This window comes from Nostoc sp. EspVER01, from assembly GCF_034530635.1.
Taxonomy (GTDB): domain Bacteria; phylum Cyanobacteriota; class Cyanobacteriia; order Cyanobacteriales; family Nostocaceae; genus Nostoc.
This window is the reverse complement of the sequence record NZ_JAVRCS010000049.1, coordinates 25,674-42,589: the sequence shown is the minus strand read 5'-3', so window position 1 is coordinate 42,589 and position 16,916 is coordinate 25,674. Positions and strand designations below refer to the sequence as shown.

Below are 16,916 nucleotides of genomic sequence, written 5' to 3'. Positions count from 1 at the left end.
TTACTCATTACTCATTACTCATTACTCATTACTCATTACTCATTACTCATTACTCCCCTTGTCCCCCCCTGCCTTCTTGCTCCCTGCCTCACTCCGATGGTAGCGTCACAGTACCTAGCCAAAAATCTTCAATACTCTTGACGATTTGAAATAATTGGTTGAGGTTGCGGGATTTAGTGATATAACAATTCACGTGCAAATTGTAGCTGTGAAAAATGTCATCCTCATTTTTAGAGGTTGTTAACACAACAACTGGAATGCGTTTTAGTGCTGGGTCGGCTTTTATTTCCGCCAGCACTTCTCTACCGTCTTTTTTAGGTAAGTTCAAATCCAACAGAATGAGGTCAGGGCGTAGTGCATCAGCATATTCACCTTCTTGGCGTAAATAAGCCATAGCATCTATACCATCCCTGACCGTTACCACTTGGTAGGGCACTGAACTATTTTTCAACGCTTCTTGGATTAAGCGAATATCAGCTTTATTGTCCTCGACCAAAAAGATGGTTTTGTGTTTTTCTCCCGTTTCTACGCTCAAGTTCGCGTCCTCCAACTGGAATCGTAAAGTAGAAGGTTGCCCCTTCACCCAGTTCTGACTCTACCCAGATCCGCCCCCGGTGACATTCGACAATCTTCTTACAGATGGCTAAACCCATACCTGTACCAGTATATTCATCCCGCGTATGTAAGCGCTGAAAAATTACGAAAATGCGATCGCTAAATTTCGGATCAATACCAATACCATTATCCCGAACTGAGAACAGCCATGCATCTTCTATCCTTTCTGCTCCCAGATGGATTTGTGGTGGCTGGTCACTGTGGAACTTAATGGCGTTACCGATAAGGTTTTGGAATAGCTGCATCAGTTGGGTGCTGTCAGCCATGACTACGGGTAAGGGATCGTGGGTAATAGTAGCCCCAGTTTCATTAATGCGTTGACGCAAATTGCCCAGCGCTCGATTTAAGGCTTTCTCTACATCGTTCATTTGAAATGCGATCGCTTGCATATCGACTTTCGAGTATGCCAGCACATCATCAATCAACGTCTGCATCAGGCTAACTCCCTGCACAGCGTAACTAATAAACTCCTGAGCATCTTCGTCAAGTTCTTCGCTATAGCGCATCTCTAACAGCTGCACGTAATTCACCACTTGATTGAGTGGTTCTTGCAAGTCATGGGAGGCGACGTAGGCAAACTTTTTCAGTTCGGCGTTAGAACGTTCTAAATCCTGCGCTAACTGGGCTAGTTCATCGGCTTGACGCAGCACAATATTAACAATTGCTTTCCGCAATTCTAATGCTGCTTTTACTTCTACATCTTTCCAAGGTAAAGATGTTAAGCGAACCGTTTCTTTCCACAATTCAAATGATTTGCGCGGACACAGACGAACATTTCCTTCTGACTGGTTAACTTCAAATGCCTTATTAGGATCGCCACCCCAATTTACAGTTTGAATTACTTCTGGTCGGAACCACAAAACATAATTTCGCTTGGCGATGGGAATCGCTAACAAACCACTGGCGACATTTTTAAAACTTTCGGCATCTGGATAAATCTGTGGCAAAGAATCTGTAGAGAAAACTTCTTCTTCAACATTATTCTTGAGCCATTGGACTAAAAAATTCAGGTCTTCTTCTCTAGGAGTTTCACCAACTACCGTGCAATTTCCGCCAAAACAAACGGCTGCACCTTGAGCGCTGGCCAAATCTAAAAGATGCTGCGGGTTTTTGACTAAACCATCAATAAAGTTTTCTTCTTGAGACATGTATTCAATCAAGACTGATTGAAGGTGCGTCAGATTTATCCGGTGATAGTAGTCTTCTGTCTCTTCTCTAGCTGAGATTTCTGCAAATATCACTCGCCCCAAAAATTCACAAGCTTTACGCAATTCGTAGGAAACATGTTTAGGTGACTGATGATGACAAGCAATTAATCCCCAGAGTTTTTGGTCTTTAATTAAAGAGATCGTTAGTGAAGCACCAACACCCATATTATGCAAGTACTCTGTATGACAGGGAGCCGCACTTCTGAGAATAGAGTTGGTTAAATTAATCGGGCGATCGCTAATTGGATTATTGACAGGAAACAGCTTGACTGGCTGGGAATAAGCATCCGGGATAATTCTGATCGAATTAGCAGCAAATAATTTTCTTGCTGGTTTGGGAATATCTGACTCTGGGTAATGCAGCCCTAAGTATGGTTCTAGGCTTTCTAGTTTTTCTTCAGCGACAACGGAACCATGCCCATCATCATCGAATTTATATAACATTACCCTGTCAAATTCCGTTATTTTCCGAACTTCTTGAACGATAACTTGACAAAAGTCGCGAAGATTTGCTGTTTTTTCTAGTTGATTTATGGAAGCTCTAGCTAGATGATAAAAGCTTAAAAATGGGATATTTTCTTGAGTAAGAGCAGGTTCTAACTCCAGAATTAAAAACCCTTCTGTATTACGGTGAAATACTGCATCCAATACTATATATTCATCACCTTTTTTTCGCACCCAAACTTTGGTGGGATTAATAAAATCAAGATTTTCCCCGGATAGCCCTGTTTTAATTCTCTCTATCTGAAAGGGATCGAGTAAATCTTCTAGTTTTTTGTTTAACATATTTTCGGGAGAAACTCCGAAAATCTTTAATGTATTGGTGCTAACTTGTAATATTTTTAGCTCAGGCTCGTCCAAAACTAACAGGACACCATGAGGCTGAATTTGGCTAGAAATATGAATCGGTGCCTCTTTCAAGCTAATTAAATTAATACCTGGGAATTGTAAATTCATTTCCATGACGATCCTCCTGTGTTATCCGGGAGCATCAAAACTAGAGTATCTATAATAATGCGGTAATGATGAATGTAAATAATTTTATAATTTTCCATTCATCATTTTTACTTAGTATCTAATTTCCCATGCCCTGGTGTTGCGTTTTGCAGCCTTAGTTCGATCTGCTTGTGCTTTGAAAAGTCTAACAGTGACTAAAGTTACATAGCGATAAGAAATGTGAAAACCATGTGATTGAACAATTCTATATATGTGTAGCTATGTTAAGTTTAGAAATAAGTTAGGAGTTAGGAGTTTGAAGTTATTCTTTAAATGCTCCATGCCTTTCAATCAAATCCAAGAATTGAACCACATTCGCAGCTTGTAACCGTTAGGAGAAAGGGGTAAACCCAAATAAATGGGCATCCAGAAAATAAAAGCAGCCAGAATGATAAAAGTAATGGTGACACCTAGCGCTCGGAGTTGTTGATAATAACTGCAAAGACATCGATCGACAAACCAAGCGATCGCTAAAAATACAAACACCACTGCACACATATAGTGGTAGATAAAAACACACCTTGTAACTTTCACCCAAGGTAATAAGTTAGCAGCATAATTTATGACTAAATACAAAGCAATCCAAGTATCAACACTAAGAGTTGCAGGCGTAGAAAAACGCTTTTCTTTCACCCAAGGAATTACCGCTTGTGACACCAGCATTCCTACTAAAAACAACATGGCAGCGACACCAAACCACCACAAAAATGGATTGCCCATTGCATGAACATCATAGATAACTTGTCCAGCACCAGCAGGTAAAGGCGGCCCCATCACAGGTAGCGGTTCGGTGATACTTTTAGCCGTTTGATAATAATATGCCATTGGTCGAGTCATCAACGGCCATTTGTACCAGGCAGCACAATAAGGGTGCACGTTAGGACTATTGCCACCTAGATGTAAATGAAACTTCAAAATTTGCTGATGTACTGCAATAAATCCATAAGTTTTATCTAGTTGAAGGTGAGGAATCCAGATGATGCTGTAAACAAAAGCTGGGATAATTCCTAGATAAAACAGTATCTGAAAAATATTTAGCTGAGTTAAATTTTGTAGTGGTGTCTGAGATGAGGAGTATGAAGGTAATGAGGGAGAATAAGTACTAACTCCTGCCTCTTGACTCCTGCCTTCTGCCTCCTGACTCCTACTCTTGCCTCCTGCCTCCTGCCTCCTGCCTCCTGCCTCCTGCTCTAATGAAGGGGATCTAAAAAAGAGTTTGGAGTTAGGAAAAGAATGTATTAAATGAATTATCCAAGCTGCTATCCAAATGAGATAAGCACCTGATAGGAACCATAAACCATTCCACTTAGTACCGACTGACGCACCAAAACCAATGCCAGCAAAAATTAACCAAAAAGAACGTCGCCGATGTTGGTTATCTAATGCCAATAATAAAAACCAGTGCCCTAACAGACCAAAAATGACGATATAAATATTACTTAAAGCATACCGAGACTCAACTAAAAAGATACCATCACAAGCTGTGAATAATCCTGCAAGTATTGCAAAGGTACGACGATAACTTAACTGATAAGCGATCGCAGCCACAACTACAGGAATAAATGAGCCGATGAGGGCATTTAACCAGCGATAAGTCCAAGGCGATCGCAATGAACCTGTCAGCCCATTCACGGTATCGTGCCAAAAAGGAATGTGACTGCCAATCCAAATGCCGATGCCAATCATATATTGACTTAGCGGCGGATGAGCATTAAAAAATGGCGTATGCGTAAGATAATTATTACCAAATTTGGCAAAGTAAACTTCATCAAAGACCAGAGTGTTGAATCGCTCCAGTCCCCAAAACCGTAAGGCAAGTGAGAGAATAAATACACTCACCATCCCAATTCGGAACCATTTTTTATTCATTAGTCATTTGTCATTGGTCATTTGTCATTTGTCATTAGGCCCCCTTGTCTCCCTTGTCTCCCTCACCCCCCTCTACTCTTCAGGTACATTTGGAACAGGATAAGCTCGCCACAAGTGCCAGCCTACCTCATAATCTTGAGTGGGTAAACCATCTTTTGCGGGCAATTGTTTAAGAAAGATAGTTTCCACAATTGTTGTAGTTTCCTTTTCGACAATTGCCCAAGATCCATTACCATTGTTGCGTCGGTGCGACCGCTCGATTTAACACAACAAAACCCACTGCAATCAAGACTCAGCACTCTCGACTTTTGCCACTTCTAGCATCGTCTTTAAAACCGAATCTGGATTTAGACTAATCGAGTCAATTCCCTGTTGCACCAAAAACTGGGCAAATTCTGGATAGTCGCTGGGTGCTTGCCCACAAATGCCGATTTTGCGATCGCATTTTTTCGCTGTTTCTATGACCATTTGTACCATTCGCTTAACAGCTGGACTGCGTTCATCAAATAATCGCGCTACTAAGGCCGAATCCCTGTCTATCCCTAGTGTCAATTGAGTTAAATCATTAGAACCAATGGAGAAGCCATCAAATACCTCAGCAAATTCCTCAGCCAGAATCACATTACTGGGCAACTCACACATCACATAAACCTGCAAGCCGTTAACACCTTGCTTTAAACCATTTTTTGCCATCTCTGCTAAAACCAAACGCCCCTCGTCAGGGGTGCGACAAAAGGGAATCATGGGGATGACATTTGTTAAACCCATTTCTTCCCGTACCCGTTTGAGGGCATGACATTCTAAGGCAAAAGCTTCTCTGTAGCCTTCATCATAGTAACGCGCCGCCCCTCGCCAACCTAACATTGGGTTTTCTTCATGGGGTTCAAACTGTCGTCCACCTAATAAATTGGCATATTCATTACTTTTGAAATCTGAGGTTCGGACTATCACTGATTTTGGATAAAAAGCTGCGGCAATTCTACCGATGCCTTGAGCTAATTTATCTACAAAATATTGGGGTTTATCGTCGTAAAGTGACGTAATATCAGCAATTTTAGCTTTGGCAAATTCATCTTTTAACGAGTCATAGTGAATCAAGGCCATTGGATGAATTTGAATTTGGTTAGCAATGATAAATTCTGTCCGCGCTAAACCTACGCCATCGTTGGGAATTGCCGATAAACTCAATGCTTCTTGGGGATTACCCACATTCATTAAAATTTTAGTGCGGGTGCGGGGTAAGTTTTCTAAAGGGACTTCTTTAACTTCAAAAGGTAATAAGCCTGGATAAACTTTTCCTTCTTCCCCTTCAGCACAAGAAATTGTTACCTCTTGACCGGGTTTCAAGATGTCTGTAGCATTGCCGCATCCCACGATCGCAGGTACACCCAATTCTCGCGCAATAATTGCTGCATGACACGTGCGGCCTCCAGAATTGGTGACAATTGCACTGGCGCGTTTCATAATTGGTTCCCAATCGGGATCGGTTCTCTCTGTCACTAAAACTTCCCCAGCTTGGAACTGTTCTAGTTTCTGAACATCCAGAATTAGGCGTACTTTTCCCTGACTAATTGCTTCTCCAATTGCACTTCCTGTAACCAGGGGAATTAAGGATTGGAAAGATTTTTCCCCATTCCCGATTCCCGATTCCCTATTCCCTAATAACAAACGATAACTCCGCAACACATTTCCCGTCTTCTGTGACTGGACGGTTTCGGGGCGCGCTTGCACAATAAAAAGTTGGTTAGTAATCCCATCTTTTGCCCACTCGATATCCATTGGAGTGAAAATGCCGTGGACTTGGGAATAATGGTCTTCAATTAAACATGCCCAAGTTGCTAGTTGTAAAATCTCTTCATCACTCAGAGCGAATTTACCTCTTTCACTGGGCGAAACCGAAACATTTTTTGTAAATTTTGAGCCGTCATCATAAATCATTTTCAGTTCTTTGCTGCCCAATTTTTTGTCGATAATTGGGCGGAAACCAGTTTTTAAAGTTGGTTTAAAAACATAATATTCATCGGGATTTACAGACCCCTGGACAACATTTTCACCTAAACCGTAGGCGGCTGTAATTAGTGCCGCATCCTTAAAGCCTGTTTCTGTATCAATGGAGAACATCACCCCAGAGGTTGCTAAGTCAGAGCGCACCATTTTTTGCACGCCCACAGCCAGAGCAATGCTAAAGTGGTCAAATCCTTTGGCGTGGCGATAAGAAATAGCGCGATCGGTAAATAGAGAAGCAAAGCATTTATGACAAGCTGCTAAAACTCCTTCGACACCGACAACGTTGAGGTAAGTTTCCTGCTGTCCAGCAAAACTAGCATCGGGAAGGTCTTCAGCAGTGGCACTGGAACGGACTGCCACATCTGTGTCTGCATGGTATTGTTCGCAGAGACTATGGTATGCTGTGGCGATCGCCTCGCGCAATTCTACAGGAAATGGTGTGTGGATTAATAGCGATCGCGCTTTTTTGCCACGTTCTCGTAAATTTTTGACATCTTCAACATTCAAGTCAGCAAAGAGTTTGCGTAGCTTTGCTTCTAACCCCGCTGATTGAATGAAATGACGATAAGCATAAGCAGTAGTGGCGAATCCTGTGGGAACGTTAATGCCTTTGGGTGTTAGCTGTTGAATCATTTCCCCTAGTGAGGCATTTTTACCACCAACTACTGGGATATCAGCAATCCCAATTTCATCAAACCACAAGATGAGCGATCGCTCTTGGGCAGATAGAGACAAAGTGCTTTTAGATACTGTAGTCATAAATATTACCTTTTTAGTTTATACTCAACTTGTCAGTGCATAACTGCTACTATATTTATTTTTCCCATATTCAACTTGAGATTTTTGGTTCTGTCGCGTAGTTTGATATTTGGCGATGAAATCCAAAAATATAAGCAATAAAAATTAACAATTATTCAGTTTAATAACTCGCTCAAAATACCGGATGTAATAAATTATGGCGCAACTAGAACGACTCCTGAAAATGGCAGAAGATGAACTAACTGAATACAGCACTGATGCCCGTAAAATAGAAAAACTACGCCGTAAAATAGGTTTAACAGTATCCGTAACAGAACAGCAGCAAGTGAAAGAGGCATTACTTGCTACGATGAAATCTAATATAATTACCCAAGTTGTAGAAGAACAAAGACAAGCAGTAGCCTTACCATTTTGGGGAATTGCGGGATTGGGTTTGTTACTAGGAATTTCTTTAAATCAACCCATAGGCTTGTTAGCATCTGTAGTTGGAACTGTATTAGCTTATAGAGTTCGGAAATGGGGTTGGAAATTGCAGGCAAATCGTTTATTGTTACAAACATTAGAAGATATTGAAACGCGTATTGCCCAACCCACTAAGTAACAAGAAAGATGTATTTTACAGATAAATTATCTACGAGTTTTTGTATTTTATGATACTCAATGCGTAATTAATCACTTAATTTACATCTCGTAAGCACTTAACAATTCCTTTGGGATCACCATAGCAAAAAAAATAGATATTGGATTTAAGATTAGGTATTTATTAAGAAAGACAGGAAGCAGAAGGCAGTCTTCCGTAGACTCGAACTGCCCTCCATCTTCATTCAATATCCTGGTTTGCGGGCAAAGCAGATATTACACATCTTGCAAAGTTATTTTTGCTTTCTGGTTGGGGAAAGATTAAAGGGGAAGGGAAAATTCCATACCTTTATCCCTTCCCCCACTTCTGCAAGAAGTCTATTGAATATAGCTACGGGTTGTCTCAACCTGGAAGTCCACGTTAGAGAGTTCACTTGCAATAGCTGTCGCTTCGTATAATCGTATTTTTTACACGATCTCAAAGATCATCAGCAAAAATTTTAGTCATCTAATATTGGTTGTCTTTTCTCTAATCAACTAACCAGATCGGCGATCGCTTCTGAAGCAGGGACTACAGCTTCAGGCTGATAGCGGATGCCAGCTTGCTTGAAGCGGTTTAAAGCTTCACCCAAGCGATCGCAGTCTGCAATCAAACTGATCCTGACATAACCCTCACCTGCAACCCCAAAGGCATTACCTGGAGTCACCACAACGCCTGTTTGTTGCAACACGTTCAGGGCAAAATCTGTGGAACCAACGCCAACGGGACACTTCACCCAAAGATACATCGTCGCCTTGGTTTTGGGGATATCCCAACCCAACTCTCCTAACCCATTAATGAGGAAATCGCGGCGGGTACGGTAGCGTTGTTGTACCTCGTGCAAATACACATCTGGCAGTTGCAAAGCTGTTTCGGCTGCTGTTTGCAATGCTGCAAAAATGCCGTAATCCAAGTTAGTTTTCAGCGTCCGCAAACCTTGAATTACATGGCGGTTCCCCACGACAAACCCGACGCGCCAACCAGCCATATTGTAGGTTTTAGATAAGGTGTGAAACTCCACACCAATATCTTTCGCGCCAGGAATTTCTAACAAGCTAGTAGGTTGATAACCATCAAAGGCTAACTCGGCGTAACACAAATCATGCACCAGCAAAATTTCATATTTGCGGGCGAAGGCGACGATTTCTTCAAAAAATTCGCGGGGGGCGGTGGCGGCGGTGGGATTGCTGGGATAGTTGAAATAGAGAATTTTCGCCTGTCTTGCAACTTCATCAGGAATGGCAGCTAAATCAATTAACCAGTCATTTTCAGGTTTAAGAATCATACTATGGATTTTTCCACCAGCGATCGCCGGGCCACGGAAATGTGCCGGATAAGCTGGGGAAGGAACCAGAACTAAATCACCAGGGTTAACGTAGGCGAGTGCTAAATGGGTTAATCCTTCTTTAGAACCCAGCAATGGCAAGGCTTCGCTATCAGGATCGAGAACCACATCATAACGGCGACGATACCAGTTAGTGATAGCGCGGCGGAAACTAGCTGTGCCCTCGAAGGGTGGATAACCGTGATTGCTAGGATCTTTCAAGGCTGCGATCGCCGCTTCTACTACTGGTGCTGGCGTTGCACCATCGGGGTTTCCCATACCCAAGTCAATTAAATCTAACCCTTGTTCCCGTGCTTTAGCTTTCAGTTCATCTAAACGGGCAAATACATAAGGTGGTAGTTTTTGTATGCGTTCTGCTGGGACAATCCAATTTAAACTCATAAAACCTCGTCACTCATTCCCTTGGGCGAAACTCGATTTGTAGTATCTCTACTATCTATAGGTGCAGTGGTAGAAACCATTGCTGCCATCAACTGTTCTGGCGCGACTTTAAACGGTAGTCGATGGATGTCAGAATTAGGAACTAGAGCCATTTCGGCGGCTGTTTGCAACTCGCCTAATGTAATATTGCCCAATCCCAAATCACTTAATTTCTGGGGTAGTCCAATTTCTGTGTAGAACTTTAACAACTGTTGCCGTGCTGATGCTGCTAGTTGATTGCCTTGTAGCATTTCTTCTAAACGCAGTTGCACCAAAATTCCAAAAGCAACTTTTTCGCCATGAATACTGCCATGTCCTGAAATATGAGTTAAACCGTTATGCACGGCATGGGCGGCAACTGTGCGACACTGCGCCCCTCCAAGTCCCCCAACTACCCCAGCTAATAAAACAGTAGCATCTACCACTTCTCGCCAAACCTCACTACCTGGTTCTTCCAGGGCGGCGGCTGACTTTTGTAACAAGATATCTCGCAAAACTCGTGCTTGTTGCACCGCAGCAATAATTAAAGTGTCTTGCAGGTGTCCACTGCTAACTGAGGCTTCGTACCATTTAGCGATCGCATCACCAATTCCAGCTACTAAGGTACGTTGTGGTGCAGTTTTAACCAAGTCATAATCGAGTATCAATAAATCGGGACAACGAGATAGCCCCACATCGTAGAGAAAAGCCCCATCTTCCGAATAAACATTCGATAAGGCACTCCAAGCTGCACAAGTAGCCCCGGATGTCGGAATTGTCACCACTGGTAAATGTAACTGCTGCGCGACTAATTTCGCTGTATCTAGGGCTTTGCCACCACCAACACCGATAATCACATCAGCTTTATGTTCTTTTGCCTTCTTCTGTAAAGATTTCAGACTAGCTTCGCAGCAATCTGCACCATAAGAAGCTTGGACACTATGTAACTGCTGCGCTTCTAAAATTGGTTGTAAATTTTGTTGGCTGATAGCGAGAGTAGACTTACCTGCCACAATTAAGGGACGACTTCCCAAACAGGCAATCTCTGCGGCGGCTGTTTGCAACACCCCAGAACCACGGATTACTTTTGCGGGGGAAACTGTGAGCGTAAAGAATGAGTTAGAGGTTTGAGTAGACAAAGAAGGTTGAGTAGAAAAATTATTGGGCATATAATCTCGTTTATCAAAACCTTGATATTTCTTAATCAAATAGACTGGCGTTCAAGGATACTTGTTGCCAAGCTGGTTTTTGGATAGCTCCAACCTGACACCCAGATCATCTGGATTTGAGCCAAGCAATTAAATAGACAAGTGATGTTGCCGACTGATTGAGTAGTTTGACGACATTGCTTGAATCTATAAATACCCATTGGACTGAAATTCCGAACTATCAAAGTTTTGAATAACCGTATAATTAATTAACATTACCATTGTCAGATTCTCAAGAAAAGCAATCGATAATTGATAATGTATAGGCGATCGTGCTATTTCATGCATTCCTTAGCTACAGACTATATATGTAAAGGTATGCAAAGATATCCCCCTACAACCCCTTGATTTGCTGTAAAGAATTTTAAAAACGGCAACAGGGGCAATTAGGACAACAACTGACAAATCACAACTGTCAGTAACCATTACCCGCACGCTGATTAACCTTTTCCCACAGTATAACCACTAAAGTGTAAATATCTTAATCTAAATATAATCATTAATGTATCAGTAAATACAAAATAAATTTTGTCATCCTGATAACAGGTAAATTATTTTTATTCTCTGGGCATTGGGTACAAGAGGCAGAGGTGCAAAGGAGCAGAGGGGAAAGACCTACTGCTACTTCTCCTCTGCTCCCCTGCTTCCTTGCTCCCTGCCTCTTAAGCAGTAGGTTTTGGCAATTTGGCGAAATTGTCTGTGTAAATTTTGACTGTTACTGGAGAATTTTGATGAGAAATGAGCGATCGCTTGACCTCACCCAAGTAAACTGGGACAGAAATCCCTGTTTCCGGGTGGATAATGGTACGGGCGCGAACTGTCAAATTTCCGTCTTCCAGTGTACCTGAGCGACCATAAGAAAAGAGATTGCTAGCTGCTTGACGTAAAGTTGCTTCTAATTGTGTGGGTGTAATTTGGGGTGATGTGGCAATCACCGCTTGTGTTGAGCCATTATCATAAACTAGAGTGTACCGGGCTGCTCCAGGAATCACAGTCCGACTCAAGGGGACTATTGAGAGTCCAAATAAACCAGCAGTCACCACCAGCATAAAGCCAGTCGTACCCACCAACCGAAAGCGGATGCCCCATTTGAGAATAAAAGCCAAAAATGTCAAGGCAGCAAATACCAAGGTAGCTATACCTGACCATTGGGTGTACTGAAGAAAGTTAGCTGTTGTGAGCATAAGGTTGGTTATGGAGGCGTCTTTTTTTCGTTACCGACACACCCATTTTACCGAGAGCTTACACCATAAGGGTTATCGTAGTCTTTAATGCCAATCAGAATATTAAAGGGTTTCGTTCTTCAACCCAACCTACGCCTAGATTTATAAAAACTAATTACAACACAGGTTTCTAATTTTTATCTCATGAGAGTCATAAAACAGCGATAATTGCTGTTCAACCAGCATCTTTATTCCATTGAGAGCGCATCTTAATTTTAGCCGCTGCGTCGTCAAGTCGGCAAAAAACCACATTTTCTTTGGCAGCAATTGCAGCGAGAATCAGGAGATGGAACAAGTCCTAAACTAGTGATGTAGGCAAAATAAAAGTTTTATAAAATTTTGTTATAACCAATTTTTAATAATATAAATTCATCGATTTTTATAACAATATCTAATTGAATATTCTAGTTTTATCTAAATTATTTTGTTGTTAAATTAAGTTCTGATATATAACCGATCAATCCTGTTTTTGAATCGTGTTTAACTACAATGAAAATAATATATATACAAAAGGGCATCTACAAGAGATGCCCGTCATGCAGGAAAACCCCAAAAGGGATGTCCCTACACCTTCCCAACAATCAGCAACAGTGACTAATTAGGTATCAGTCACACTCACAGACGTGAATATAACAATCTTATTAACTGAAAACTCTCAATGTCCCCAGTGCATACACTGAAAAAACTAATAGTTAATTTTGACGATATGCAAGCTTGTCTTTTTCGTGATAACGATGTACTACTCCAGAAATGGCAGCCAAAATTAGCCATGAAATCGCATTCAAACGAAAATCAAAGAGGGTTACATCTACTGTATTCAATAAAATCCACCCAACAAAGGACAGAAGATAACTGAAAAATATCAATTTGTCTCCTGTATTTATATATTTTGACTTTTGGAGTAGTTGGACACTTGTAATCAAAATCCAAGCTAGTAAGCCACAAAATAAAAAAGCACTGGGAAAACCTGTTTCAGCAGATAACATTAAAAACAAGTTATGGGGATGACCCAAGGGAATCTGCATCTTTGCTTTGTAAAGTGTACTAAAACTGCGTAATCCCCAACCAGTCCAAGGATGTTGTTGAGCTAAAGACCAGGCAAACTCCCACTGAGTTTTTCGCATTAAAGCGACTGGTCTATCTGGATACATATCGTCATTTAACCTTGCCCAAAAGAAGGCAGGAACTACCCAGCGAAAAATGTGAGCGACTGGTGAGGGAGCAAAAGCCGCTAAAAGAATACTAGAAACGATCGCAGCAACGCTACCTACAAGAATGCGCCAACCTTGGTAGAGTGCATAAGCTAAACAGGCAAAAATAGCGATCGTCCACCCATTACGCGAGTTGGTGAAAATTAAGGTAATAAAATTCGCAATCACTGCCACGGTTAGAAAGAGAAAGGGAACTGGTGAGTGTGGCGCAGTAAGTCTTTCCCCTCTGCCCCTCTGCTCCTCTGCTCCTCTGCCTCTTATACCCAATCGCCATTGTTCGATCCACAACCCTAGACTAAGGATGAAAACTATGACTACGTAAGCTGCGAAGGTGTTAGCGTGCAAGAAAAGTGAAGCGATACGACCTGGTGGGTTTCCGCCTGGTCTAATTGTCCAACTAAACACAACCCACACAAACTGGAACTTGAAACTCCAGCCTAAAAATAATTGTCCCAAGCCCATAATTGCTACTGGCATGGAACCAATTACCAAAGCCCAAGCCATTTGCCGCAATTGGGTAAATGTTTGAATCAGAGCGCTGTGGGCAGCGAAAAGTAAAAAGAATGGTAATAAATTAAATAAGCCGAGGAAAGCTGCTGTTTTGTCTTGGGCAAAGCCAGCACTCACGATCAGTAAAATACTCAACAGGGCAAATCCCCAGTTGAGGGGGCGGCGATTAATTTTGCGGGATTGTTTCAGCCAAGTTATTAATGAGACAATACCTACAGTTACAGCCCCCACTAAAGGACTCAATGGGAAGATTAACAGTGCCCATAGAGAGTAGTTCCAAGAAGATTGCCAACGAGATTTGAAATAGTCAAAAACCTTGTTCAAGCTGGCTCCCAACATTCCTCACGAGTGAGGCGAATTTGAGCTAAGGCGAAGATGGTAGGAATGATTCGACCATAGTTAGTAGCGATCGCTCTCCAGCCTAAATCTGCAATAAACCAAGTCCACATCATTGGCCCAATCACAGCAAACATCGTGCGGGCTGCCCCATAACGAGCTGCACTCACTGTCATACCCCGCTGCGCCATTTGCATCGTTACATAGCTTTTGAATTGGGTTGCAGCTGCTTCTGAGCCTGTAATCGCCGCTTGTTTGGCTACTTCATAAGTAGCAAAGTGGATGGCAAATTGACGGGCAATTTGCTTCAGTACAAGTGGCTGGAGAAGAGAAGTAACCGCGATCGCACTACCGCCTTTGAAAAGTAAACCCAAGGGATCACGTTGTAATAAAAGTGGTAAGGGTTGTTTTAATTCTGATTTGAGCAGCTGACGCTGCACCTGTACAGTCAATTTTTGCTTTTCCTGTTCCGGTAATTTTTTCCACACCTGTCCTAGTAGATGCAAAAATACTTCTGCTTCTAAATCAATAGTTGCCAGCTGATTAGAATAGGGAATTTTTAGATACTTACATACTTGAACTAACGCTTGTCGGTAAGTTACTTGGCCTGTACGTCCCCGTAATACTGTCATCCCATCTGCTGCCAAAAAACGAAAGCGACCCTCTAGTGCATCTAACCAAGCTTTGCGGTCTTGGCTTTGTACTTCGATGGGTTCGGGTGTGTGTACATAGTCTAAGGGATTGAACTTACGACTAAATAGAATTGCCGTTAAATCTTGCAATTCTTCTTCGGTCGCTAACTCTAGCGCCGCCCTCATTTCATCCAATTTCCCTTCCTCCCTTCCGTGCAGCTTTCTGTACCTTATTCTACTATTAGCTTTCAGCACTCATTAGTAGTAATTTAGTCCTTTGATAATAGCAGGAGGCAGGAGTAACTCAACTTCATTTAATATAATCCCACTATAGGAGGTAAGAGTAACCCGCGCGCAACTGCGTGGGATTTAGGCTGTGGACACTTTATATCTTGCGGCACTTACTTGTACCAGTATCTTCTTTTTAAACTGGCTAATGACCCAGAATTAAAGTAATCAATGATACTTCTTTCCTCCTGCCCTCTGCCTCCTGCCTTCTCTAATGACTAAGGACTATTGACTCATGACTGATATTGCAGTGATTGGTGCCGGAATTGCCGGTTTAGTCTGTGCCCAGCAGTTAAGTCAAGCTGGATATTCGGTGGTAGTGGTAGAAAAGTCGCGCGGTTTAGGAGGGAGACTAGCTACACGCCGCTTGCATGGAACTTTTGCGGATCATGGGGCTTGTTACCTGAAGCCAAAGGGTGAATTATTTAGACATTTTGTGGAGATATTGCGCGATCGCCATATCCTGGAAGTTTGGACAGATGAAGTTTACGAACTTACAACAGGCGCTCCTTTATCTGAACCCAAAAACCGCAGTCCGCGTTATGTTGCGCCTGGGGGAATGAGTGCGATCGCTAAATCTCTCGCTCCAGGTTTAGAAATATTACTGAGTCAACGTGTCATCGCTATTACCCCAACTCCTGAACATAGCTGGCGTTTGACTCTCGAATCTAGTAATGAAGAATTAACTGCAAAAGCTATAGTCGTCGCCATTCCTGCACCCCAAGCTGTGATGCTGTTAGAACCTTTGGGTGAAAGTGGATTGGATGCAGCCTTTCTTGATAACTTGCGTTCTGTAGAATTTTATCCTTCGATTAGTGCGATCGCGGGATATGCTTCTACATCCCAACCCTTCCCTCAGTGGAAAGCCCTAACTTTTGTAGATGATGCTGATTTAGCATGGATTGGTTTGGACAGTAGCAAGCGTCCTAACCCTCAACAACCACATTTTGTGGTGCAAAGTAGCGCTGATTTTGCCCAACGTCATTTAGAATCACAGGATTTACAATCTGCTGGACAAGTAATGTTGCAACGAGCAGCTGAATCTCTCTCTCTTCCTTGGCTCAATACTCCCGAATGGATGCAAGTACATCGTTGGCGTTATGCCTTTTCTAGCCGTCCTTGGCACGAAGCTTTTTTGTCTGCCAAAACTCCCTTACCTTTGGTTTGCTGTGGTGATTGGTGTGGCGGCAATTTTGTCGAAGGTGCGATGCTTTCTGGATTAGCTGCGGCTGACGAAATTAATAATCAGTTGCGTCATTTACCTTTCGATAATGTGAACTTTTTAAACGTTTTTGTCCGATCATTTCATCTGTCGCTAGACTGATTTTGCACTATAGTGAGTCGCTATTTTTCTGACTGACTAAATCAAAGTGCAATAAATAAGTTTTTTAGATGAAATAACAAACTTTGTCGCCAACCGAAAAAGTGATGCCAATTACCCAAAAAGCTTAACTTCATGAAAAACTTGTTCCTAATTCAAGTAGTTTTATTGCTGTTAATCTTGATCCCCTAGTTTTTATGCTGCATTTTATGTAGATTTCTGCCTTTTTGGTAGAAATTTGAAATAATTAGGATTATAAATATAAAATGTCGGTAAATTACCAGCTTATTGGATGCTGTTTTAATAAGTCATGCTGTGAGACAGTATAAACTTTAACTAAAATAAGCAAAACCAAATGTCTGAGATTGTA

The 16,916-nt window shown here is 42.0% G+C and carries 11 protein-coding genes; 2 read left to right on the top strand and 9 right to left on the bottom strand.

Features of this window, described 5'->3' with window-relative positions; genetic code table 11:
• Window positions 1-88: 88 nt before the first annotated feature.
• From RMX69_RS26620 to ppsA, 4 genes are all read right to left on the bottom strand, one after another.
• Window positions 89-535, bottom strand: coding sequence for a response regulator (locus tag RMX69_RS26620; RefSeq protein ID WP_289798974.1), 447 nt, complete (start codon window positions 533-535; stop codon window positions 89-91).
• Window positions 480-2,786: an ATP-binding protein gene (locus RMX69_RS26615; RefSeq protein ID WP_322639224.1), complete on the bottom strand. Its 2,307-nt coding sequence runs from the start codon at window positions 2,784-2,786 to the stop codon at window positions 480-482. The genes RMX69_RS26620 and RMX69_RS26615 overlap by 56 nt, the downstream gene beginning before the upstream one ends.
• Window positions 2,787-3,110: 324 nt before the next feature.
• Window positions 3,111-4,688 carry a dolichyl-phosphate-mannose--protein mannosyltransferase gene (locus RMX69_RS26610; protein ID WP_322639223.1) on the bottom strand — a complete coding sequence of 526 codons (1,578 nt, stop codon included), beginning with the start codon at window positions 4,686-4,688 and terminating at the stop codon, window positions 3,111-3,113.
• A 285-nt stretch (window positions 4,689-4,973) separates the two neighbouring features.
• The gene (gene ppsA / locus RMX69_RS26605) at window positions 4,974-7,454 is read right to left on the bottom strand and encodes a phosphoenolpyruvate synthase (protein ID WP_322639222.1); all 2,481 of its coding nucleotides are present in this window, start codon (window positions 7,452-7,454) and stop codon (window positions 4,974-4,976) included.
• A 196-nt stretch (window positions 7,455-7,650) separates the two neighbouring features.
• Here ppsA and RMX69_RS26600 point away from each other — a divergent pair, with 196 nt between their 5' ends.
• On the top strand, window positions 7,651-8,055 hold the full coding sequence (locus tag RMX69_RS26600) for a hypothetical protein (protein WP_322639221.1): 405 nt from the start codon (window positions 7,651-7,653) through the stop codon (window positions 8,053-8,055).
• Window positions 8,056-8,566: 511 nt separating this feature from the next.
• Here RMX69_RS26600 and RMX69_RS26595 read toward each other — a convergent pair.
• From RMX69_RS26595 to RMX69_RS26575, 5 genes are all read right to left on the bottom strand, one after another.
• Window positions 8,567-9,799 (bottom strand): aspartate aminotransferase, encoded by a 1,233-nt coding sequence (locus RMX69_RS26595; RefSeq protein ID WP_322639220.1) that lies wholly within the window; start codon window positions 9,797-9,799, stop codon window positions 8,567-8,569.
• Window positions 9,796-10,986: an iron-containing alcohol dehydrogenase family protein gene (locus RMX69_RS26590; RefSeq protein WP_289798980.1), complete on the bottom strand. Its 1,191-nt coding sequence runs from the start codon at window positions 10,984-10,986 to the stop codon at window positions 9,796-9,798. Before RMX69_RS26590 ends, RMX69_RS26595 begins: the two co-directional genes overlap by 4 nt.
• Window positions 10,987-11,687: 701 nt before the next feature.
• A complete protein-coding gene (locus tag RMX69_RS26585; protein WP_322639219.1) occupies window positions 11,688-12,209 on the bottom strand; it encodes a Ycf51 family protein in 522 nt (173 codons plus the stop codon).
• Between the two features lie 731 nt (window positions 12,210-12,940).
• The gene (locus RMX69_RS26580) at window positions 12,941-14,308 is read right to left on the bottom strand and encodes an O-antigen ligase family protein (RefSeq protein ID WP_322639218.1); all 1,368 of its coding nucleotides are present in this window, start codon (window positions 14,306-14,308) and stop codon (window positions 12,941-12,943) included.
• Window positions 14,290-15,132, bottom strand: a complete 843-nt coding sequence (locus tag RMX69_RS26575) for a YaaW family protein (RefSeq protein ID WP_322639217.1) — start codon at window positions 15,130-15,132, stop codon at window positions 14,290-14,292. Before RMX69_RS26575 ends, RMX69_RS26580 begins: the two co-directional genes overlap by 19 nt.
• Window positions 15,133-15,460: 328 nt before the next feature.
• Between RMX69_RS26575 and RMX69_RS26570 the strand changes: the two genes are divergently transcribed.
• Entirely contained in the window at window positions 15,461-16,549 is a 1,089-nt protein-coding gene (locus RMX69_RS26570) for an NAD(P)/FAD-dependent oxidoreductase (protein WP_322639216.1), read from the top strand.
• Window positions 16,550-16,916: the final 367 nt, after the last annotated feature.